Origin of the sequence: Burkholderia sp. 4M9327F10, from assembly GCF_005503145.1 — a bacterium.
Classification (GTDB): domain Bacteria; phylum Pseudomonadota; class Gammaproteobacteria; order Burkholderiales; family Burkholderiaceae; genus Paraburkholderia.
The window spans coordinates 1-21,628 of record NZ_SCNV01000051.1 but is presented as its reverse complement, the minus strand read 5'-3'; the positions used below and the strand labels follow the sequence as shown (position 1 = coordinate 21,628).

The window sequence follows — 21,628 nt, the reverse complement described above, 5'->3', positions numbered from 1 at the left end:
CGACTGAGGCTCAGGCAATCAGCCTGAGCTTCTGCCGCTCGCGCAGCCACTGCTCGAACTCGACGGCCGGCATGGGCTGGCCGTACAGGAAGCCTTGCACGTATTCCACCCCGAGCCCCTTCATAAACGCTTCTTCCGCCTCCGTCTCGATTCCTTCGGCGACCACCTTGAAATTCAGCTCCTGGGCCACCGCCACCATTGAGCGCACCAGCGCCTGGGCCTTGGTGTTCTCGTTGATCGAGCGCACGAAGCTGCGATCGAGCTTGATGACATCGAGCGGAATCCGCCCGAGTTGCGAGAGCGAAGAATAACCGGTGCCGAAGTCGTCGAGATGCACCTGCGCGCCGAGTTGGCGGAACTGCGTAATCAGCTGGATCGCGGCGGCTTCATCTTCGATCAGGCAGCTTTCGGTGAGTTCGAGATCGACCAGGCAAGGATCGAGCGCGGCCTGCTGAAGCGCTTCGGCGAAATGCCGGACCACCGCGGTATCCACCAGTTGCCGCGCCGACACGTTGATCGCCACGCGCAGGTTCAGGCCCGCGGCCTTCCAGCGCGCAGCTTGTGCAGCGGCTGTCTGCATCACCCAGCGGCCGAGGTGGCCGATCAGGCCCGATTCTTCGGCATAGCGAATGAATTCGGTGGGCATGATCTGGCCGCGTTCGGGGGAATTCCAGCGTATCAGCGCCTCGGCGCCAGTCACCGCACCGGTCGAAATCGACAGTTTGGGCTGGTAGTAGAGCGTGAACTGGCCTTCGTCGATGCCGCGCCGCAGGTTGGTGTCGAGCCACATGTACTCGGCCACCTTGCGGTCCATCTCCTGCGAAAACACCCGGTAGGTGCGCTTGCCCTCGTCCTTGGCGACGTACATCGCGGTATCCGCCGAACGGATCAGCGATTCGAGGCTGTCGCCATGCTCCGGGCACAGCGCGATACCGATCGAGCAGCCGGTGTAGACCTCGACGAGACCCAGGCTAAACGGCGTGCGCAGGCGGTCGAGAATCCGTTGCGCGGTGGCTTCGAGCGAAGCCACGGTGCCGGTTGCGGCCAGCACGATGAATTCGTCGCCGCCCAGCCGCGCCAGCGTGTCGCCTTCGTTCAGGCAGGTGCCGACGGCGGCGGAAACGTCCTTGATCAGCCGGTCGCCGAACACATGGCCGTAGTGGTCGTTGACCTTCTTGAAGTTGTCGAGATCGAGGAACAGGATGCCGACCGAAACCCCATCCGGCGCGCTGGAGATCGCCGCGCGGATCTTGTCCTGAATCGCGTTGCGATTGGCGAGGCCGGTGAGCGAATCGGTGTTGGCCAACTCGGTCAGGCGCTCCTGCGCGCGGCGCTCTTCGGTGATGTCGGTGCCCGAACAGATCAGGAACTGCTCGTCGACGCCACTGCCGCTCTGCACGAACTTGTTGCGAAACAGGAAGAGCCGCTCGCCATGCACGGTCTTCACGAGCCGCTCCACTTCATAGGAGACGCCGCGGTTAAAGAAACCGGCAATGTTCTGGCTCGACGCCGCGCCCGCTTCGGACGACATGAACAGCGCCCAGACACTGCGGCCGACAATGTCTTCCTCTTTCATGCCGGTGAGCTCTTCGGCGAGGCGGTTAAAGCGCTGGATGCGGCCGTTGCGGTCGACGATCACCACGACCGAGTTGACCTCCGACACCACCTGCTCGGCGAACGACAGTCCGTGGACCAGATCGCGCGCCACCGATTCGGTGTCTTCATAGGCCGAGGCCGTGCCTGCCCAGAGATTGCTGGTGAGTTTCTTGCCGACCAGATGCAGCCGCAACGGCTGGCCGAACAGGCGCACGTCGAGAATCAGGTGCGAGGTAATGCCCGTCAGGCAGCGAATCTGCGCGGCCTGTTGCGGGTTCAGGGGAATGGCGGCATTGGCCGGCATGTCGCCCGTGACCGGCGTCAGCTCCAGCGCGTTGCTGTCTTTGGACAGACGCCAGCAAGGGCTGCTTGTGCCGAACTGGGCATAGAGCACCTGGTCGTGTTGGTCGTCGTTCATGTCGTTTCCCGGGCAAGGTGTGCCTGCGGGCCGCCAGCACGGAGCGCCGGGCGGGCGGGTGGCAAATAGTCTACATCAGATGTAATGCTGGCTTTCATTTCATTGTATCCAGGCGGCAGCCAGCACGCGGGATCGTAAACTACTAACGGCAAGGTACTATGAACCTTTAGACAAATGTTAAATATTAATACCTCCGCGCCAGTCTGACGCGCATTTGTTCCTTTGCTTCACCCTCCACGTCGGCCAGATAAACAAACTCATCCGCCACCAGCGCGGCGACCGCCACGCCGTCCCGGTACAGCACGCGATTGCCGGCCACGGCCGGGACCTTGTCGCCGGGCAGCAACGTGCCGACCAGATTCAACGGATCGGTTGCGGCAACGCAGACGAGGGCGCCGTCGTCGGCATGGCGGCGCACTTCGCGCAACAGCGGAATCGCTTCCGGCAACGCGAACTGTTCGCCGGCCAGGCCATTGACGAAGCGCCCGCCGCGCACCTGGCCGCGCGCTTCGAGCCGTTGCAGCACCCGTAGCAGATCGCGCCACGGCGGCAGCCATTCGGCTTCGCGGGCGAGCAGGCGCCAGAACACGACGCCATAGCGGCGCAACAAGGTCATCGCCAGATGTTCCAGCACCTCAGGCGCGAGCAGCGGGGCGCGGCTTGTGACGGGAGCGGCGGATGAGGCGGATGAGGCGGATGAGGCGGATGAGGCGGGAGCAGGGTTCTCCGCGACGGCAAGCGTGCCGCGCGGCCGTACCAGCGCCCAGCGGCCGGCGTCGTCCATGCCGCCGATCAGCGCGCCGCCGCGCGGCCTGCGGTTGTGATGATGGGCCTGGCGTTTCGCGGCTGGCCGGAGCAGCGCACGCAGGCCGGCGAAACTGTCGGAGTTCACGAGTCCCGCTGCGACCAGTTCGCCTAACGCGTTTTCCAGTTCGATGCCGAGCAGGCGTGTGTTGCGCAGCAACTCGTCGAAGAACATCGCGCCGTGCTTGATCAGCGTTTCATAAACGCCCTGGGCCCGCGGCGACAGCTCGGCCGGCTTGCCCTGATCGATCAGCGTGCTCCACAGGCCGATATCGCGGCGTGGCAGCAACACGATCGGCGTACTGCGCACGGGCGAAGCCGCCGTGCGCGTGCGTTCGGTCAGGCGTGTCCAGACCAGCTTGCCGGAGCGGCACAGTTCGTCGAGCGAGGTGCCCGAGTAGTCCTTGAGACGGGCAGGCAGAATGTCTTCCTCCCAGGCGCCAGCGGCGGCCTCGAAGCCTGTTAGCTGGTCCAGCACGGCCGCGAGCGCGTCGCGTCCTTCACCGCGCGTGGAGGGCGTCAGATGGTGCCATTCGAACAGGAAGCGCATGAAGTCGTGCCGTTCGACCGGCTCGATTTCCCGCCGCAAGCGCCGCACGGTATAGCGGTGAATCCGCGCGAGCAGATGGCGCTCGCACCATTCTTCTGTGTTTGCGCCTGGCGTGAAGCGGCCGCGCATGACATAGCCTTGCGCTTCGAGTGCGCTCAGGGCGCGCTCCACGGCGTTTGTGGGCAGGGCCAGTGCGTCGGCGATCCATGCCACCGGCAGCGGTCCGAAACCGGTGAGCCGGGCACGCATCACGTCGACCAGCGCTTCATCCTCGCTCCACGGTTCCGTGAAGCCTTTAGGGGCGGCGATGGAGGGTTCGCATTTTGCGTCCGGGTAGATGGCCAGCAGGCAGGTCAGCCGTTCCGCCGGCAGCCAGAGCGCCGCGCCGGCTGGGGTGCGCAAACGGGTTGCACGGCCTGCATCGGCGAGTGCTGCAAGCCATGCCTGCCAGTCCGGATTGGCGTGCGCTTCGGCGTCGCCGATGCACGCAAGGCCGGTCAGCGTCTCGTGCATTTCATCGGCATTGCGCGGCTGCGGCCAGGCTTCCTCGCGCACGCCGGCAATGGCGTCGGCGTCCAGTGCGCCAAGGTCGTCCGCGGAAGCGGGATCGGACCAGCGCCGGTTGAGCACGGCCTGAGTGCGGCGCTCTTCGATCGGCGCGTCGTCGAGATAGGCGTAGGGTTTGGCGGTGAGGATTTCGGCTGCAAGCGGTGAGGGTGCCGGCAACTCGCGCGTGACCAGCTTGACCTCCGCCTGCTCGATCCGGCGCAGCAGGCCTAGCCAGCCTTCGGTGTCCATGGCTTCGTGCAGGCAGTCGTCGATAGTCTGGTCCACTAAGGGATGATGCGGCAGTTCGCGCTCGCCGACGATGTTCTCCAGGCACGCGACCTGGTCGGGGAACACGGCCGCCAGCAGGTCTTCGCTGCGCATGCGTTGCAGTTGCGGCGCCGTTTTGCGGCCGCCGCTATAGCGCGGCAGGGCGAGCGAGGTGGTGGCGTTCCAGCGCCAGCGCACGCCGAACAGCGGCGCGTCGAGCAGCGCCTGGATCAGCAGATGCTCGGCCGTGTTCGAGTGCAGGTAGCGCCAGACTTCATCGAGCGCGAAGCTGTGGCTGCCGGTCAGCGAGAGGATGATGGCGTCTTCGGTGGCAGCGGCCTGCAGTTCGAAATTGAAGGTGCGGCAAAAGCGCTTGCGCAGCGCGAGGCCCCAGGCGCGATTCAGGCGGCTGCCGAAGGGCGCATGGATCACCAGTTGCGTGCCGCCCGATTCGTCGAAGAAGCGCTCCATCACCAGTGTGTTTTGCGTCGGCAGTGCACCGAGCGCGGCGCGCGTACGCGCGAGGTAGTCGACGATCTGGCGCGCGGCGGGCTCGTCGAGACCGAGCGTGCCGGTGAGCCAGTCGACCGCGCGTTCGAGCCGGGAGGTGTACAAGGGCTGCGTAGCGGCGAGTGCGCCGGCGGCACGTTCGCCACGTTCGCCACGTTCGTCATGCGCGCCATCGAAAGCCGCGGACGAATCGACGACGGCGAGTTCGCGTTGGCGCCGCACAGCACGGCGTGGCGCAGCGACGGCAGCGGACACGGTTGCGTCTGCAACGTCGCGTGCCGCGGCCGCGTTTTTCGGCGGCGGCCCCTCGTCACTCAACAACTGCTCGATCTGCGTTCGCAGGCGCGCCACGCCGAACGACAGTTCATCACTGCGCCCCGGCGCCTCGCCGAGCCAGAACGGGATATTGGGCGGCTGCCCCTGTGCGTCCTCCACCCGCACGCGGCCGGCCTCCACCCGCAGGATCCGGTATGAGGCGTTGCCAAGCTGAAACACGTCGCCCGCCAGACTCTCGACGGCAAAATCCTCGTTCACCGTGCCGATATTTACCGCTTGCGGTTCGAGGATCACCGCGTAGTCGGCGTTCTCGGGAATCGTGCCGCCCGACGTCACCGCGACCAGCTTGCCGCCGCGCCGGCCGCGCAGCGTGCCGCTCACCGCGTCGCGATGCAGATACGCGCCGCGCGGACCGTGACGGCTGGTATAGCCTTCCGCGAGCATCCGCAGCACGGCGTCGTATTGCTCGCGGGGCAGCTCGGCGTAGGGAGCCGCTTGCCGCATCAGATCGAACAGCGCATCTTCGCTCCATTCGGCGCTCGAGACTTCCGCGACAATCTGCTGGGCCAGCACGTCGAGCGGCGCACGCGGAATCTGCAGCGCGTCGAGTTCGCCGCGTCGCACGCAATCGAGCAGGGCGGCGCATTCGATCAGGTCGTCGCGCGAGGCGGGGAAGAGGCGCCCCTTCGGCATGCCTCCCACGTGGTGCCCGGAGCGTCCGACACGTTGCAGGAATGGCGCGATTGCGCGTGGCGAACCCATCTGGCAGACCAGATCGACATCGCCGATATCGATACCGAGCTCCAGCGAGGCCGTCGCAATCAGCACGCGCAATTCGCCGCGTTTGAGCCGCTGCTCGGCATCGAAGCGATGCTCTTTGGCGAGACTGCCGTGATGCGCCGCGACCGCTTCCTTGCCCAGGCGCTCGGTCAGATGACGCGCCGCGCGCTCTGCCATGCGGCGCGTGTTGACGAAGATCAGCGTGGTGCGGTGCTGCGCAATCAGTTCGGCGAGCCGGTTATAGACCAGTTCCCAGACTTCATTGGCCATCACCGCTTCGAGCGGCACCGGCGGAATCTCCAGCGCGAGATCGCGGGCGCGTACATGACCCACATCGACGATCGCGCAGTCCGCGGGTTCCGCACTACTGACGCTTGCGCCACCCACCAGAAAACGCGCGACCGCGCCAATCGGCTTTTGCGTCGCCGACAGGCCGATCCGCGGCAGGCGCCGGCCGCATAGCGCGTCGAGCCGTTCGAGACTGAGTGCCAGATGGCTGCCGCGCTTGCTGCCGGCCAGCGCATGGATTTCGTCGACGATCACCGTGCGGGTGGTCGCCAGCATGCGGCGGCCCGAGTCCGAGCCGAGCAGCACATAAAGCGACTCGGGCGTGGTCACGAGAATATGCGGCGCCTGCTTGCGCAGCGCATTGCGCTCCTGCTGGGTGGTGTCGCCGGTTCGCACGGCTGTGCGGATTTCGAGCGGCGCGAGGCCGCGTTGCGCCAGTTCGGCTGCGATGCCTTCGAGCGGCCGTTGCAGGTTCAGACGGATATCGTTCGACAGCGCCTTGAGCGGCGAGACGTAGACCACCAGCGTTTCGTCCGGCAGCACACCGTTATTGGCGAGGCCTTGCTGGACGAGTTCGTCGAGCGCCGAGAGAAACGCCGTGAGCGTTTTGCCGGAGCCGGTGGGCGCGGCGACCAGCGTCGGGTGGCCGCTGCGGATAAACGGCCACGCGGCTAGCTGGGCTTCGGTCGGAGCGGGAAACGTTTTCAGGAACCAGCCGGCGACCGCCGGGTGAAAACTGTCCAGCACGCCTGTCGTGGAAGAGGCAGAGGCGGGAGTCATGCTGGCGTAGATGGGGGCGCGACGGGCCATATCCAGAGGGGCGGCAGGCGCCGCGCCGGTGAGTAGCCAAAGAGCAAGTCTCGCAGGTTTTTGTAGCGCGCGCCACGCTTCGCACCGTGGCGCCGCGTCTGCTCGATTTTGCCCCGTGCAGTATCCTGATTGGATTCCTCACCCAGCCGGAGTCTCAACGATGCGCTATAACCAGCTAGGCCGCACCGGCCTGTTTGTTTCCGAACTCTGTCTTGGCACGATGACCTTCGGCGGCGGCGAAGGCATCTGGCGGCAGATCGGCGATCTGCAGCAGGCCGACGCCGAACGGCTCGTCGGCCGGGCGCTCGACGCCGGCATCAACTTCATCGATACCGCCGATGTCTACGCGCAAGGTCTGTCCGAGCAGATCACCGGCGCTGCGCTGAGAAACCTGAAGGTGCCGCGCGACCAGGTGGTGGTGGCCACCAAGGTCTTCGGCGCCACGGCGGAATCGGCCAATACGCGCGGCGCCTCGCGCTACCACATCATGGACGGCATCAAGGCGAGCCTCAAGCGCCTGCAACTCGATCACATCGACCTGTACCAGATCCACGGCTTCGATCCGGCCACGCCGATCGAAGAGACGGTGCGTGCACTCGACACGCTGGTGCAGCACGGACACGTACGCTATGTCGGCGTGTCGAACTGGGCCGCCTGGCAGATCGTCAAGGCGCTCGGGATTGCAGACCGGCTTGGCCGCGCGCGCTTCGAGTCGCTGCAGGCGTATTACACGCTGGCGGGCCGCGACCTGGAGCGCGAACTGGTGCCGATGCTGCACAGCGAAGGACTCGGGCTGATGGTCTGGAGTCCGCTGGCTGGCGGCCTGCTAAGCGGCAAGTATGGCCGCGAGCAGCAGGGCGAGGCCGGCAGCCGCCGCAACACGTTCGATTTTCCGCCTGTGGATCGCGACCGCGCCTACGATTGCATCGATGCAATGCGCGGCATCGCCGAGGCAAAAGGCGTATCGGTGGCGCAGATCGCGCTCGCGTGGCTGCTGCATCAGCGGGCGGTGACGACGGTGATTGTCGGCGCGAAGAAAGTCGAGCAGCTTGACGACAATATCGCGGCGACCAAGGTGGAATTGAGCGCCGACGAACTGGCCAGGCTCGATGCCGTCAGCACCTTGCCGTCCGAGTATCCGGGGTGGATGCTGGAGCGTCAGGGCGAGCCGCGCCGGACGCAGGTCAGGGAGTGCCGCCACAGCCTGTTGAAGTAAACGGGCATTTTGTTTGCGGCACGGGGCGGGAGCAGGAAGCTGCTGGGTAACTTGCCCCCCCCCCCGCACCGCACCCGCGCCCTGCGCCGTTCAGGTTTTGCGGAACCAGCGCTTCTCGATAGCGCTAATGATCCAGCACACCAGCAACGCGCTGATAGTGCCGAGCGTCACTTCGCCGAGGCGGATCAGCGCGACTTCCCACGCCGGTCCAATGCGCGGCACCAGCAACATGATCGTCGCGGTGATGCCGCCCAGCCGCGCCGCGCTGCCGATATTCGCGCACCAGCACAGGATGATCGCCGCGCCGACCGTCACCATATACGCCACGAAATATCCGTCGCCCAGCACCGCGCCGGCGAGACCGCACACACCGCCGACCATCGCGCCTATGAACTGGTCGCGCGACAGGTTGCGCGTATCGACATAGCTATGCTGGCTCACCGCAATCGCGGTGATAGCCGCCCAGAACGGCTGCTCGGCGTGCAGTTCGCGGGCGAGCGTAAAAGCGATGCTCGCGCCCATGACCGCCTGCAGGGCCATGATGCAACCCTCGATTAACCGGTCGGAGAACGGCAGTGTCTTGAGGAACGCGAATAGCGAGTTCGCGGCACTTACCCGCTCGGCTCGCCGGGTCTGAGAGGATTCCGTCATAGGCTTGGGGTGTATTCCACGGGGACGTTCTGCGAAGCTGCCTATTCTATAGACTCGCTATCAGTTCGCTGCCGGCTCGCTGCCGGTTAGGCCGCTGTGACGCCTTGGCGCCGGGAGTGCGCCGCAGGCCTTGCGGTGCCGGGCGAGCATGACGCGAGGCGCGTAAAAAACGTCCCGGCGATTGCAATTCTTGCGCGCGGGTTGCCTCGTGCGTCGGCGAACGGCACCGCGCGGCCTTGCGCCAGCGCGTTTTTCCATCTTTTGCGAATTCGGCCCGTTTCTTGCTGCACCGCACAGCAAGAACGACCGGCCGCTGCTTTCGATCGCAATTTAGCCCGCTTCGAACGCACCGCGGCCGCGGCGTCACGGGGTCCGCTCACGGCCACGCTGGTGTGAGCGATGCCACTGAACACCCAGGATTTTTATCGGAATCAGCATGACCGCGGATCGCATCAATTCGCGCGCCCACCCGCGCCACGACTCCGGTGCCGGCACTCGGAGCCCGGCCAGTCATGACCTCGCGCGCGAGCCGGCAGCCGCGCCGCAGGAGCGTCAACAGCTCATGAGCCTGGAGCAGGCTGCGGCCGGGACAATCGGCGCGCCGCAGCTCCTGATCGCATTGCTGGTGGCGCCGCTTGCCTGGCTGGCTCAGGTGGCCATCGCGGAGATGATGTTGAGCGAGCGTTGCGTGGTGGGCGCTCCGCTATTCGTCGTCCATGCCATGCCGTGGACCCCGCTGACCGTGGCGCTTGCCAGTCTGCTCTGTCTGCTCTTCGGCGCTTTCGGCACGCTCATGGCATGGCGCAATCTGTGGCGTACCGCGCGCATTCCATGGAGGTTTCCGTCGGCGCTCAGGGGCACGCGCGCCGAGCGCGACTGGTTTCTTGCGCGCATCTGCGCGCTGTCCAGCTCGATGTTCATCCTCGGGCTGATCGCCACCGAGATCGCAATCGTCGTCATCGCTCCGTGTAGCCCGTGGTAGAAAGGGCGTGTGAGTTGCCGGGGGCGCCCGGCGCGAAGGCTGCACGCGCCGCCTGGGCGATTCGGCCGGATGCGCCCGTTACAGCGCGAGGCTCATTGTCAAGGTCAGGACCAGGTTCAGGGCCAGGTTCAGGGCCGTGCGGCCACCTCATCGAGATGCAGCAGCAAATCGTCCGGGTCTTCATACACGCGCAGCGCGCCTGCGCGCTCGAGCTCATCCTGACCGTAGCCGCCCGATAGCAAACCCACCCCCAGCGCGCGGCAGCGCTGCGCAGCGAGCATGTCCCAGATGCTGTCGCCGACCACCACGCTCTGCTCGATCGGCACCCCCAGCCGGTGGGCCGCCGCGATGAACAGATCGGGGTCGGGCTTGGCATATTTGACGGCGTCGCGTGTGACGACCACCGTTTTCTCGGGATCGACACCGAGCGCGGCCAGATTCACGGCGGCTGTCTCCATCCGGCCACTCGTCGCAATGGCCCAGCGCGTGCCGCTTTCGGTCAGCGCCGCGAGCAGTTCGCGCGCACCGGGCAAAGGCCGCACCTGGCCGCCGAGGCCGCGATACGCTTCGGCATGGGCTTGCCGTAAACGCTCGATACGCTCGGCGCTCATCTCGCTGCGCGTTTCGCGCAGCAACTGGTGAGTAAACAGGCCGCCGCTCATGCCGATCTTGCGATGGATGCGCCATACCGACAGTTCGATTCCCTCCTGATCGAGAGCCTGCTTCCAGGCGAGGACGTGCTGATAGACGCTGTCGACCAGCGTGCCGTCGAGGTCGAACAGAAAGGCGGTTTCAATGCGCATGGTGTTCCTCCGGAAGCGGGTGGCGATGCTGCGAAAGGGTAGCACGCGCAGACCGAAACGCATGACGGCGTTGAACCAGCAGGGTGCTTCGCGCAACCTCCATGGCATGTCATCTGCGCATTGGCCCATTGGCTCATTGGCCGCGCTCAAGCCGACGCCGGGCACGCGGCATGCGGGACCGGAAGGCGCCCGCTGCCGCTCCAGGCAGCGGACTGGATGGACCATGAAAACCGGAGGAATGCAATGTCTACCAACGTGACCGCTGTATTGAACGATCTGGTTGAAACGTCGAAAGATGGTGAGCGTGGCTTTCGCAAGGCCGCCGAAGACTCGCACGACGCACAGCTCAAGTCGCTGTTCGTGTCGCGGGCCGACGACTGCTCGCGTGGCGCGCGTGAACTGCAGGACCTGGTGCAGCGACTGGGCGGCAAGCCTGAGAGAGGGGGCACGGTAGCGGGCGCGCTGCATCGCGGCTGGACCGACGTGAAGTCGGCTGTGGCGGGGCGCACCGAGTACGACATCCTCGCCGATTGCGAAAAAGGTGAGGACGTCGCCAAGAAGCGCTATCACGACGCGCTGGAGAAGGACCTGCCGGCCGATGTACGTATCGTGGTCGAGCAGCAATTTCAAGGCGTCTTGCAGAACCACGATCGGATTCGCGACCTGCGCGATCAGTTCGCGGTGGCGAAGCGCTAACCCGCGCGCTAACCAGACGCGCTAACCCGGCCCGACCGGCACTCACGCCCAAACACAAGGGGCCGTCCCGCGATGCGGACGGCCCCTTGTTCATGCGGAGACCGGCAAACCGCCGATGTCCGCGCTGCGCGAGGCGCGAGGCTGGCCGCTGTACTGCGGCGCTGCAGTTCGCGCCGTAGCTCGCGGCTTACTCGGCCACCACCTTCAGGCGGTTCTTGACGCTTTGCACGCCGTCCACGTTTTGTGTGACCTGCTCGGCGGCTGCCTTGTCATCGGCGCTCGGCACAGTGCCGGTGAGCCACACCACGCCCTTGCGGGTCTTCACGTGAATATGGGTGGACTTCACATTATTCGCGCCGAGCAGACCGGCTTTCACCTTGGTCGTGATCGTGCCGTCGTCGATGTGCTGGCCTACTGTTTCCGAGCTGGCCGAGGGGGCGGAGCTACTGGTTTGGGCGGTCGCGTTCAGGGCGAAAGCGACACAAGCGATAGCACCGGCTGCCTTGAGAATAGGGAGGGTCTTCATCAATGCTCCTTCGTGTTGTTGAGAGGGGGATGTGGTTTTGTCACCTCGATCCATCCACAACGCCTGTTCGCAAGCGGCGTTCCCGACTTCGCAGGACGCTGAATCGAATCGCGCCAGCCCTCATGTAGCGCGGGAATTCGCCCCTTGGCGCATGGCCTTCGGCGTGACCCGGCCGATACCACAAAGCACCTGCGCATTTTTCCTGCCTGTTGTAAAAAATGGCCCGCGATCAGCCTCGCCAGGTGCACGCGGAAAAACTAAAACTCAGAAAAAACAGCACGTTGCGAGAACTGGTACGGCAGTTGCTCTGGATAGGCAACACGTCTTTTCGAACTATTCACAGGACCTCACGACAATGCCGCCATCAATCGAACTACGCACAAGGCAGTCACTCGCACTGACACCGCGTCTGCAGCAGTCGGTGCGGCTATTGCAATTGTCTTCGCTCGAGTTCCAGCAGGAGTTGCGTACTGCGCTCGACACCAATCCGTTCCTCGAATACGACTCGACGGATACTGAAGACGTTGCGCTCGCAACTTCTTCCAGCGGCGACGAGATGGCCGCCACGATGGGCGGCGACACCGTCACACTTGCTGCTGCCGAACCTGACACGATGGCGGAGCGCGGCGCTGCCGATACGGTTGAGAGCGTCGCCGCGGAAGATGCGCCTGCCGATTTCGCCGGCGAGTTTTCCGGAGAATCGTTTAGCCGCGGCGCGACGCGCCACAACGGCGATTCCGAGGGCAGCGATCCGGCCGACTGGGCCCGCGCCCAACCCACGCTGCGTGAACAGTTGCACGATGCATTGCGGCTTTACCGGCTCGATGATCGCGACCGCGAGGTGGCGCGCTTCGTGGTTGAGGCGCTCGATGACGACGGTTATCTGCGGCAGGATCTGGCCGACCTCGCTGCGATCGTCGATCTCGAACCCGCACTGACGGAAGAGGAATTGCTGGTGGCGCTGCGCCTCGTGCAGTCGCTGGACCGGCCGGGTCTCGGCGCGCGCTCGCTGTCCGAGTGTCTCGCGCTGCAACTGCATGCGATGCCCGACGACATACCGGGCCGCGACGTCGCACTGCAGATCGTCGAACATCACCTCGAACGCCTCGCGCGCCGCGAGCAGGCGGAACTGCAAAAGCAGATTGGGTGCTCAGTGGAAGAGCTGCGCGTGGCCTGCGCGCTGGTGCGCAAGCTCGACCCTAAACCGGGCAACGCCTATGGCCGTACCGAAGACAACTACGTGGTGCCGGACGTGATCGTGCGCCAGGTACGCAACAAATGGACCGTCAATATCAACCCGGCCGTGCAACCGCGCGCCCGCATCCATCGCATGTACGCAGAGCTGTTTGCGCAGTCGGTGGGCACGAGCCGCTCGCCGCTCGCGCAGCAACTGCAGGAGGCACGCTGGCTGATCCGCAACGCACAACAGCGTTTCGATACCATCCAGCGCGTAGCCGAGTGCATCGTCGCGCATCAGAAGGCGTTCTTCCAATACGGCGAGATCGCGCTCAAGCCGATGGTGTTGCGCGATGTCGCCGAGGAACTGGGCCTGCACGAATCCACCATCTCCCGTGCAACGGGCAACAAGTACATGGCCACGCCGCGCGGCATTTTCGAATTCAAACACTTCTTCCCGCGCGAGCTCGGCACCGAAAGCGGCGGCACCTGTTCGGCGGCGGCCGTGCGCGCGTTGCTCAAGGAAATGATTGCGGCGGAAAACACCAGCGATCCGCTATCCGACGTGACGCTCGCCCGCATGCTGGCCGAGCAGGGCGTGCTGGTGGCGCGGCGCACGGTGGCGAAGTACCGCCATCTCATGAAGGTGCCGCCCGCCGAGTTGCGCCGCCAGATCTGATTTCCCCGCTGATTTCTCCCTCGCGCAGCCAGCGCGAGGGTGGACGTTTTTGCCGCTCCCCATTACATTGTTGACCGGACCGCGCGTCATTGGCGTGCGGCAACGGCGCGCCTGCGCGGGCGGCGCCTGGTCCGTTCCTGCCTGCACGGCAAGAACCAATGAAACATATCTCGAACATGACATGCCGGCAGAGTCCTGCATGTTGCAACGGCGGAGCTGGACACGGCGGGCTGACCGTGCTGTCCGACCCGCGAGGAGTGGGGATGAAGTATTCAAGCCTGGTCGAGCGCCTGCAGGGCAAGCGCACGTCAGCGTGGGAGATTCACCATGCCGCACAGCAGGCGCGGGCACGAGGCGAGGATGTGATCGTGCTGAGCGTCGGCGATCCGGACTTCGCAACGCCCGAGGCGATCGTCGAGCGGGCGGTCGAAGCGTTGCGCGGCGGTGACACGCACTACACCGCGGTGGTGGGACGCGAGCCGCTGCGTGCGGCGATTGCGCGCGAGCATACCCGCACCACCGGCCGTCCCGTCGGCGTGGAGAACGTGATGCTGTGCGCGGGTGCGCAGAACGGCATCTTCGCTGCCTCGCTCTGCCTGTGCGAAGCGGGCGACGAAGTGATCGTGCCGGAGCCGCTCTACCTCACCTACGAAGCCTGCGTGCGCGCCTCGGGTGCGACGCTCGTGCCCGTGCCGGTCGACCCGGCGCGCGGCTTCCACGTGGATTGCGACGCGCTCGAAGCGGCCGTTACCCCGCGCACCAAAGCGATTTTCTTTGCCACACCGTGTAACCCGACCGGCGTCGTGATGCCGCGCGCCGATCTGGAACGCATCGCTCAGCTCGCGCGTCAGCATGACCTGTGGGTGCTGTCCGATGAGGTCTATGCCGACCTGACCTTCGAACGCGAGCATGTCAGCATCGTTTCGCTCGAGGGCATGGCCGAGCGTACGGTGACGGTCGCGAGCCTGTCGAAATCGCACGCCATGGCGGGCTGGCGGGTGGGTTGGGCGATTGGGCCGGCCGAGTTGATCGGGCATCTGGGCCGGCTTGCGCTGTGCATGCTCTATGGTTTGCCCGGCTTCATCCAGGAGGCGGCGTTGACGGCATTCGAGCATAAGGCGCAGATCGTCGCCGAGATGCGCGAGGTCTACCGGCGCCGCCGCGATGTGGTGTATGAGCGCCTGAGCCGGGTGGCCGGACTGCGATGCCTGCTGCCCGAAGCAGGCATGTTCATGATGGTCGACGTGAGCGGCTGCGGCCTCGATACCGTTGATTTCACCTGGCAACTGTTTCGCGCGCAAGGTGTTTCGCTGCTCGATGCGAGTGCGTTCGGCGAGACTGCCACGGGCTTCGTGCGGCTAGGCTTTGTGGTCGACGAGGCGCGTCTGGCCGAGGCGTGCGACCGGATCGCGGCGTTTGTCGCCAGCCTGAACATTGGGGCGCCGGCGCTGAAGGCCGGCTAGGGCGGTTGCGTTCCGGCTTCGCTGCCATGGCATGGCGAGGCTGTCATCTTGATGCGGTGTTTACATCGGGCGGACAGGTTTTTGTTCGTCCGATACATCATTCCCGGTACTGTTGATCGCACGCTAATAACCAGCGGGCGATATGCAAAACAAACAGACAAACAGGGGAAACGAAAGCCGCGCCACGCGGGCCGCACGACTGGTGGGCCTGACTTTGGGCGCGTTGGCATTGTCATTTGCGAGCGCGATGCAGGCGGCCGAGATGCCGCTTATTACGGATGCGCCGGGTCTTGAGGCGCCCGGCTTCGCTGCGTCTGGCGCCTCCGCGCCGGCCTTCGACGCAGCAGGCATGGCGCCGCCGGTGGTCGCCAGCCAGACAACAGGCACACCTGGCGCGGCGGCTCTGGTTGAAATTTCAACCATCTTGTCGGGGCAATTTCGCCTCGCGCGCAGCGAGTCCAATGCGATTGCCCGCGCGGTGCTCGATGCCGCGAACCGCTTCGCCATGTCACCGGTCCTGCTGCTCGGCGTGATCGCCACCGAATCGGGCTTCAACCGCCGCGCGGTCAGTCCCGCCGGCGCCAAAGGGCTGATGCAGGTGCTGCCTTCCGCACATCCGCAACTGGTCTCAGGCGGCAAGGATCTGTCCGACCCGGTCATCAACGTGACCATCGGCTCGTCGATCCTGCGCGGCTATCTGGATGACGCGGGCGGCGACATGAACTCCGCCTTGTCGCGCTATAGCGGTGGCGGCAAGGGCTACGCGCGGCGCGTCGCGCTGCATATGCAGCAGTTTTCCGAGCGGCTGCATACGCAGCCCGATCCGTTCGTGAAGGTCTCGCTGGTCGAACCGCGCTGAAGGGCATCGCGGTGAGCCAGTGCTGCTACGGTTGAATCGCCCGCAGAGTGAGACGTGCCCAGGCGCACGGTTCAGCCCAGACGCCATGCGGGGCACGGACGCTATAATTGCGCCATCCAGTTGCGGCCGCTGCGTCCAGAGCAAGCGTCACGCGCCTTGGCGAGGTTGCGGCTATTCTCGCAGCCCGTCGCGCCCTCTACCGCTACGCCACTCTCGCCCATGCAATTTCACCCGATACAGTCCTTCACGCGCAAACGCCTGTCCGACGTGGTGTCCGACCAGATCAAACGCCTGATCTCGGATGGCGCCTTGATGCCGGGCGACCGTTTGCCCGCGGAACGCGACCTGGCGACGCAGTTGGGCGTGTCGCGTCCGTCGTTGCGGGAGGCGCTGATCCGGCTGGAAGCGGACGGCTACATTGAGACCTCGGGGCGGGGCGGCTTCACCGTGGTCGACGTGACCGCGCCGATCATCTCGAAGCCGCTGGCCGAGCTGCTGCTGCAAAATCCGCGCACCAGCGCCGATATCCTGGAGTTGCGCCAGGGGCTGGAGTCGATCTCGACGGTGTACGCCGCCGAGCGCGCGACTGCCGCGGACCTGCAGAAGATCGAGACCGCATTTGAAGCACTCAAGGCCTGTGCACTTTCCGAGGATCGTGCGAATCTGCCGGAACTGGATGCCGCCTTTCACCTGGCGATTGCCGATTCGACCCATAACATCGCGCTGGCGCATGTCATGCATGGCATCCATACACTGATTCGCGAGGGGATGCGGCAATACCACCGGCTGATCGACTATGACGACGCCAAAGAGCAGCAACTGCTGACCCAGCATCAGGCGATTTTCGATGCCGTGATGGCGCGCGACGCGCAAAAGGCCCGCAAGGCGGCCGAACGTCATTTGACGTACGTGCGCGAATTGTATGAAGAGGAGGCGGCGAAGCCGTCTTAGCCGCTGAGCGGCGCCGGCGGCGCTTTAGCCTTCGCCTGCTGCCTGCTGCCTGCTGCCTGCTGCCTGCTGCCTGCTGCCTGCTGCCCGCTGCCCGCTGCTCTCTGCTCTCTGCTCTCTGGCCGGGCCAGTCAACACCGGCTATCCTCCGCCTCGCTCCATCCCCCTTTTCTTCGATTGACACGCGTTTTCCACTTCCTTATATTCTTGGTCAGACCAACAAGACCAGTCATACTGGTCGAGCAAATGCATGCAGCAGGCATCGGCGGCGCGCAATTCGCAGTAGAGTAGGCATAGGCGTGCGCGTGCGCCGGGATTGCTTCGTCTCCTCGCTTCGTCTCCTCAATACGCAGGCCTTGGAAACCATGAAAGTCGCACTTTTCATCCCTTGCTTTATCGACGCGTTCTATCCGGAAGTGGGTATCGCGACGCTCGAACTGCTCGAACGCTTCGGCATTGAAGTCGACTATCCGCAGGAGCAGACCTGCTGCGGACAGCCAATGGGCAACAGCGGCGCCCAGGCCGAAGCGGCCGGCGCGGAAACGGTGTTCGCGCGTAACTTTGCCGGTTACGACTACATCGTCGGGCCGTCGGCAAGCTGCATTCACCACGTCCGCGAGCACTTGACCGCTATCGAGCAGACGGACGAGGTGAAAAAAGTGCGGGCGAGTGCCTACGAGCTGGTTGAGTTCCTGCACGACGTGCTGGGTGTGCGCGAGTTTCCGTGGGCCGAGTTTCCGCATCGGGTAGGACTCCACAATAGCTGCAGCGCGTTGCGGCACCTGAAAGAAGCGTCGATTTCCGAAGTGGCCGGCGTGCCGTTCTCGAAGCCCTTGACCTTGCTGAAGGGCGTCAAGGGCATCGAGTTCGTCAAGCCCGCGCGTCCGGACGAGTGCTGCGGTTTCGGCGGCACGTTTTCGGTCACTGAAGAGCCGGTGTCGGTTCGCATGGGGCAGGACAAGGTCCGCGACCATCTGAACGCCGGGGCGCAGTACATCGTCTCGGGCGACATGTCGTGCCTCATGCACCAGCAGGGCTGCGCAGAACGGATGAAAGCCGAGGCGCGCTTTATCCATATCGCGCAGGTCTTGAATGGAGCACGCGAATGAGCCGCATCGACCACGCGAAAGCCGCAGGCGCTTTCATTGCGAAAACCGAGCACGTGGCGTTTCACGACAGGCGCCTCTGGGATCTGCGCGAAAAGCGCGACGCGCAGGCGCACAACATCGCCGAATGGGAAACGCTGCGGGAACTGGCATCCGGCATCAAGGAACATACGCTCTCGCATCTGTCGGAGTACCTGGAGCAGTTTGCTTCTGCGGCCGAGGCCAACGGTGTGATCGTCCACTGGGCGGCGACGGCCGAAGAGCATAACCAGCTCGTCCACAAGATCATGTCGGAGCGCGGCATGACGACGCTCGTCAAGAGCAAGTCCATGCTCACCGACGAGTGCGCGATGCGCGACTATCTCGAACCGCGCGGCATTACCGTGATGGAGACGGACCTCGGCGAGCGTATCCAGCAGCTCGACCACCAGGACCCGAGCCATATGGTGGTGCCGGCCGTGCACAAGCTGCGCGGCGACGTCGCGCAACTGTTTGGCCGCACGATCGGCACGGACCCGCAGAACAGCGACATCCATTACCTCGCCGAAAGCCAGCGGATGAACACGCGGCCGTATTTCGTGCGCGAGAAAACCGCCGGCATGACGGGCTGCAATTTCGCCGTGGCGGAAACGGGCACCGTGGTGGTATGCACCAACGAAGGCAACGCGGATCTGTCGGCCAATGTGCCGCCGCTGCATATTGCGTCCATTGGCATCGAGAAGCTGATTCCCCAGATTGCGGACCTGGGCGTATTTATCCGCATGTTGTCGCGCAGCGCGCTTGGCTCGCCGATTACGCAATACACTTCGCATTTTCGTGCACCGCGTCCGGGTACCGAGATGCACTTTATCCTCGTCGATCACGGCCGTTCCGAACGGCTCGCGATGCAGGACTTCTGGTACTCGCTCAAATGCATTCGCTGCGGCGCGTGCATGAACACCTGCCCGGTGTACCGGCGCAGCGGCGGGCTGTCGTATGGCGGCACGTATTCCGGTCCGATTGGCGCGATCATCAATCCCACCTTCGATCTGAAACGCTATAGCGCGCTACCGTTCGCCTCGACGCTCAACGGCAGTTGCACGAATGTGTGTCCGGTGAAGATCAATATTCACGAGCAGATTTACAAGTGGCGCGAAGTGATTACCGAGCGCCACGAAGTGCCGTTCGTCAAACAAGAAGTGTTGAAGATGGCCGGCCGTCTGCTGGCAAGCCCGACGCTCTACCGGGCGACGGTGGCGTCGATGGGTGGCGCGTTGCGCCGCTTGCCGAATTTTGTGCTGTATAACCCGCTCAATATCTGGGGCCGGCAGCGCGAACTGCCGGAAGCGCCCAAGCTGACGTTTCACGCGTGGTACCGAAAGAATCGTGGAGGTGGTGATGACAACGCGTGAAGCATTTCTCGCCAAAGTTCGCGCGGCCCAGCCCGAGGCGCGGCAGCGGCCCGTCGTACCGCTGTTTGCGACGCCTGGCGGCGATCTGCGCGGGCGCTTTGCCACCGCGCTGGCAGGCATGGGCGGCACCTGTGCCGACGCTGAATCGGCCGCGCAGGTGCTGGCGCTGATCCATGAGCGCTTCGGCGCGCAGGCCTCGGTCTGTTCGGCGACGCCCGAGGTGCCGGGCACCCGCGTGCTGAGCGCCGATACGCCGCCGGCCTCGTTGCAGGACGTCGATGTGGGCGTGGTGCGGGCCCGCTTTGGTGTCGCGGAGACCGGCTCGGTATGGTTCAGCGAAGAGGAGTATCGCGTCAATGCAATCGGCTATCTGGTCCAGCATCTGATCGTGCTGCTGGACCCGGCTCAGATTGTCGACGGCTTGCAGGACGTCTACCGCCGGCCGGACTTTCGCGAGGCGCGTTACGCAGCGCTGGTGACGGGGCCGTCGGCGACCGCGGATATCGAGGGCGTGCTGATTCGCGGCGCGCAGGGTGTGCGCTCGCTGACCGTGGTGTGGCTCGCGCCGCGGTGATCGCAGGAGCGGCGCGGTTTCACCGACTCACGTCAGCGACTCACCTCAGTGAATCACCCCAGCGACTCACCTCAGCGAATCACCCGCGGCGTCATGCGCAGGCTGCCTAGCGTGAGTACCGCCAGCGTACAGGTGACAAGCGTCGTGAACAGATACAGTCCACCCGGCCCCGCCAGCGCCATCAACGCCGACGCGAGCGTAGGGCCGGCGCTCGCGCCGAGCGAAAAGATCAGCAGCAGGCCCGCGCTCACGGCGATGCGCTGGTCGGCCGGAATGCAATCGTTGACATACGAGGTCACCACGCCGTACAGCGAGAACACCACGCTGACGTACACATAGCCGAGCGCTTCGACCAGCGTGCCGCCGGGCAGCACGAACAGCAGCAGGCTGCAGGCCGCCGCAAGCGAGGTGATGGCCACGATGACGATGCGCCGGTCGAACAGGTCGGCAAGCCGCGCGACAGGCCATTGCGGCAGCAGCGCCGCCAGCAGGGCGAAGCCCATGAAGTGCGAGACATCGGTTACGGAATAGCCGAGGCGACGCATGAACACGGGCTGCAAGGTATAGAAGCCGCTATTCAGCAGGCCGGCGGCGAGACAACCGTACACACCGAGCGGCGCCCATTTGTAGACTGTGCTCAAACCCGAGAGTCCGCGCGCGAGGCGCGAACCGCTGCCGCCCGGCGACTCCGCGCGCGGCGGCGCTACCGGCGGTGCTGGCGCATTGCCAGCCAGCGCGACCGGTATCAACGAGGCCGAAAATAGCGCGCTGACCACGCTGAAGAGGGCGAAGCCGGCCGGATCGGCCAGGCTGATCAGGAACTGTCCGGTGCCGACACCCAGATAATTGGTGATCAGGTACGCGGAAAACACGCGCCCCCGCTGGGCATTGCTGGCTACCTGATGCAGCCAGCTTTCGACCACCGTGAAAATGCCGACGAGGCAAAAGCCCATCACAAAGCGCAACGCAACCCACGTCGCGGCCGAGCTCCACGCGGCATAACCGAGCGCGCAGCAGGCCGAAACTGCTGCAAACGTCACGAAGGCGCGATGATGTCCAACCCGTCCGATCAGGCCGCCGCCCCACAGCGCGCCGACCATGAAGCCGATGTAATACGCCGATTGCACCACCCCGACCACCAGCGACGGCGTTTGCTGCTGAATCAGCCGCAGCGAGATCAGGGTGCCGAGCAGCCCGTTTCCGGTGATGAGAATCGCATAGCCGAGCAGCAGGATGCCAGTCGCTTGCAGGCTGCTGACGGGCGTCGGGACGCCGGCGGGTTGGGCAGGGTGGACCGGCTGGGACGGCTCGGCTGCCGGTGCGGGCGGCTGCAGCGTGCCGCCAATCAGCGGTGCGACGGGCCGATTGACTGATTCGTTAAGCGTGAGCGTGCGCGCTTCGTCGAGCGCCGGGCCGTCGGGTCCGGCTGACGGCGCGGACGATAGACCGGCTGCCGTGTCGCGGGCCCAGGATTCGTTGGCCGGTTTCATGATGTGCGTCGGGTGCCGTGCATGGGGGGCAGTCTCTGGACTGTAGTTGCCGCGCGTCGCCAGCGCCCGGCAGCAATACGACACGGCCTTGCGAAGAAGCGACTTCCGGTTGCGGGGCCGGGGACGGCGGCGCAACCGGCGCGCAACACATGTTGGCTCAACTCGGGTGCGCGATGCAATTGCTGCAATTTACACAATTGATGCGGTCGTGGGGCGGGAA

General features: G+C 65.0%; 16 protein-coding genes. 10 read left to right on the top strand and 6 right to left on the bottom strand.

The features are described 5' to 3' along the window. Positions 1-10: 10 nt before the first annotated feature. Both pdeR and FFS45_RS31645 read right to left on the bottom strand, forming a co-directional pair. The gene (pdeR, locus tag FFS45_RS31650; RefSeq protein WP_137958580.1) at positions 11-2,014 is read right to left on the bottom strand and encodes a cyclic di-GMP phosphodiesterase; all 2,004 of its coding nucleotides are present in this window, start codon (positions 2,012-2,014) and stop codon (positions 11-13) included. A gap of 184 nt (positions 2,015-2,198) precedes the next feature. Continuing rightward, positions 2,199-6,848, bottom strand: a complete 4,650-nt coding sequence (locus FFS45_RS31645; RefSeq protein ID WP_137958579.1) for a DEAD/DEAH box helicase — start codon at positions 6,846-6,848, stop codon at positions 2,199-2,201. 160 nt (positions 6,849-7,008) lie between these two features. Here FFS45_RS31645 and FFS45_RS31640 point away from each other — a divergent pair, with 160 nt between their 5' ends. Beyond that, entirely contained in the window at positions 7,009-8,064 is a 1,056-nt protein-coding gene (locus tag FFS45_RS31640; RefSeq protein ID WP_137958578.1) for an aldo/keto reductase, read from the top strand. 90 nt (positions 8,065-8,154) lie between these two features. Here FFS45_RS31640 and FFS45_RS31635 read toward each other — a convergent pair whose 3' ends face one another. Beyond that, a complete protein-coding gene (locus tag FFS45_RS31635) occupies positions 8,155-8,715 on the bottom strand; it encodes an FUSC family protein (RefSeq protein ID WP_137958577.1) in 561 nt (186 codons plus the stop codon). 436 nt (positions 8,716-9,151) lie between these two features. On the opposite strand from FFS45_RS31635, the gene FFS45_RS31630 reads away from it, so the two are divergent. Further along, positions 9,152-9,697 (top strand): hypothetical protein, encoded by a 546-nt coding sequence (locus FFS45_RS31630; RefSeq protein ID WP_137958576.1) that lies wholly within the window; start codon positions 9,152-9,154, stop codon positions 9,695-9,697. A 128-nt stretch (positions 9,698-9,825) separates the two neighbouring features. Here FFS45_RS31630 and FFS45_RS31625 read toward each other — a convergent pair whose 3' ends face one another. Beyond that, positions 9,826-10,500 (bottom strand): HAD family hydrolase, encoded by a 675-nt coding sequence (locus tag FFS45_RS31625; RefSeq protein ID WP_137958575.1) that lies wholly within the window; start codon positions 10,498-10,500, stop codon positions 9,826-9,828. 243 nt (positions 10,501-10,743) lie between these two features. Here FFS45_RS31625 and FFS45_RS31620 point away from each other — a divergent pair, with 243 nt between their 5' ends. After that, positions 10,744-11,196, top strand: coding sequence for a PA2169 family four-helix-bundle protein (locus FFS45_RS31620; RefSeq protein WP_137958574.1), 453 nt, complete (start codon positions 10,744-10,746; stop codon positions 11,194-11,196). Between the two features lie 187 nt (positions 11,197-11,383). Here FFS45_RS31620 and FFS45_RS31615 read toward each other — a convergent pair whose 3' ends face one another. Next, positions 11,384-11,722 (bottom strand): BON domain-containing protein, encoded by a 339-nt coding sequence (locus FFS45_RS31615; protein WP_137958573.1) that lies wholly within the window; start codon positions 11,720-11,722, stop codon positions 11,384-11,386. A 355-nt stretch (positions 11,723-12,077) separates the two neighbouring features. Here FFS45_RS31615 and FFS45_RS31610 point away from each other — a divergent pair, with 355 nt between their 5' ends. From FFS45_RS31610 to FFS45_RS31580, 7 genes are all read left to right on the top strand, one after another. After that, positions 12,078-13,577, top strand: a complete 1,500-nt coding sequence (locus FFS45_RS31610) for an RNA polymerase factor sigma-54 (protein ID WP_137958572.1) — start codon at positions 12,078-12,080, stop codon at positions 13,575-13,577. A gap of 263 nt (positions 13,578-13,840) precedes the next feature. Then, the gene (locus tag FFS45_RS31605; RefSeq protein ID WP_137958571.1) at positions 13,841-15,040 is read left to right on the top strand and encodes an aminotransferase class I/II-fold pyridoxal phosphate-dependent enzyme; all 1,200 of its coding nucleotides are present in this window, start codon (positions 13,841-13,843) and stop codon (positions 15,038-15,040) included. 262 nt (positions 15,041-15,302) lie between these two features. Continuing rightward, complete coding sequence (locus FFS45_RS31600; protein WP_249363013.1) at positions 15,303-15,899, top strand: lytic transglycosylase domain-containing protein; 597 nt, start codon at positions 15,303-15,305, stop codon at positions 15,897-15,899. Positions 15,900-16,118: 219 nt separating this feature from the next. Next, positions 16,119-16,850 (top strand): FadR/GntR family transcriptional regulator, encoded by a 732-nt coding sequence (locus FFS45_RS31595; protein ID WP_137958570.1) that lies wholly within the window; start codon positions 16,119-16,121, stop codon positions 16,848-16,850. Between the two features lie 362 nt (positions 16,851-17,212). Further along, a complete protein-coding gene (locus FFS45_RS31590; protein WP_137958569.1) occupies positions 17,213-17,956 on the top strand; it encodes a (Fe-S)-binding protein in 744 nt (247 codons plus the stop codon). Next, positions 17,953-19,344, top strand: coding sequence for an LUD domain-containing protein (locus tag FFS45_RS31585; protein ID WP_137958568.1), 1,392 nt, complete (start codon positions 17,953-17,955; stop codon positions 19,342-19,344). The genes FFS45_RS31590 and FFS45_RS31585 overlap by 4 nt, the downstream gene beginning before the upstream one ends. Further along, positions 19,331-19,918, top strand: coding sequence for an LUD domain-containing protein (locus tag FFS45_RS31580; RefSeq protein WP_137958567.1), 588 nt, complete (start codon positions 19,331-19,333; stop codon positions 19,916-19,918). The genes FFS45_RS31585 and FFS45_RS31580 overlap by 14 nt, the downstream gene beginning before the upstream one ends. A 71-nt stretch (positions 19,919-19,989) precedes the next feature. Here the strand turns inward: FFS45_RS31580 and FFS45_RS31575 are convergent, their stop codons facing one another. After that, entirely contained in the window at positions 19,990-21,408 is a 1,419-nt protein-coding gene (locus FFS45_RS31575) for an MFS transporter (protein ID WP_137958566.1), read from the bottom strand. Positions 21,409-21,628: the final 220 nt, after the last annotated feature.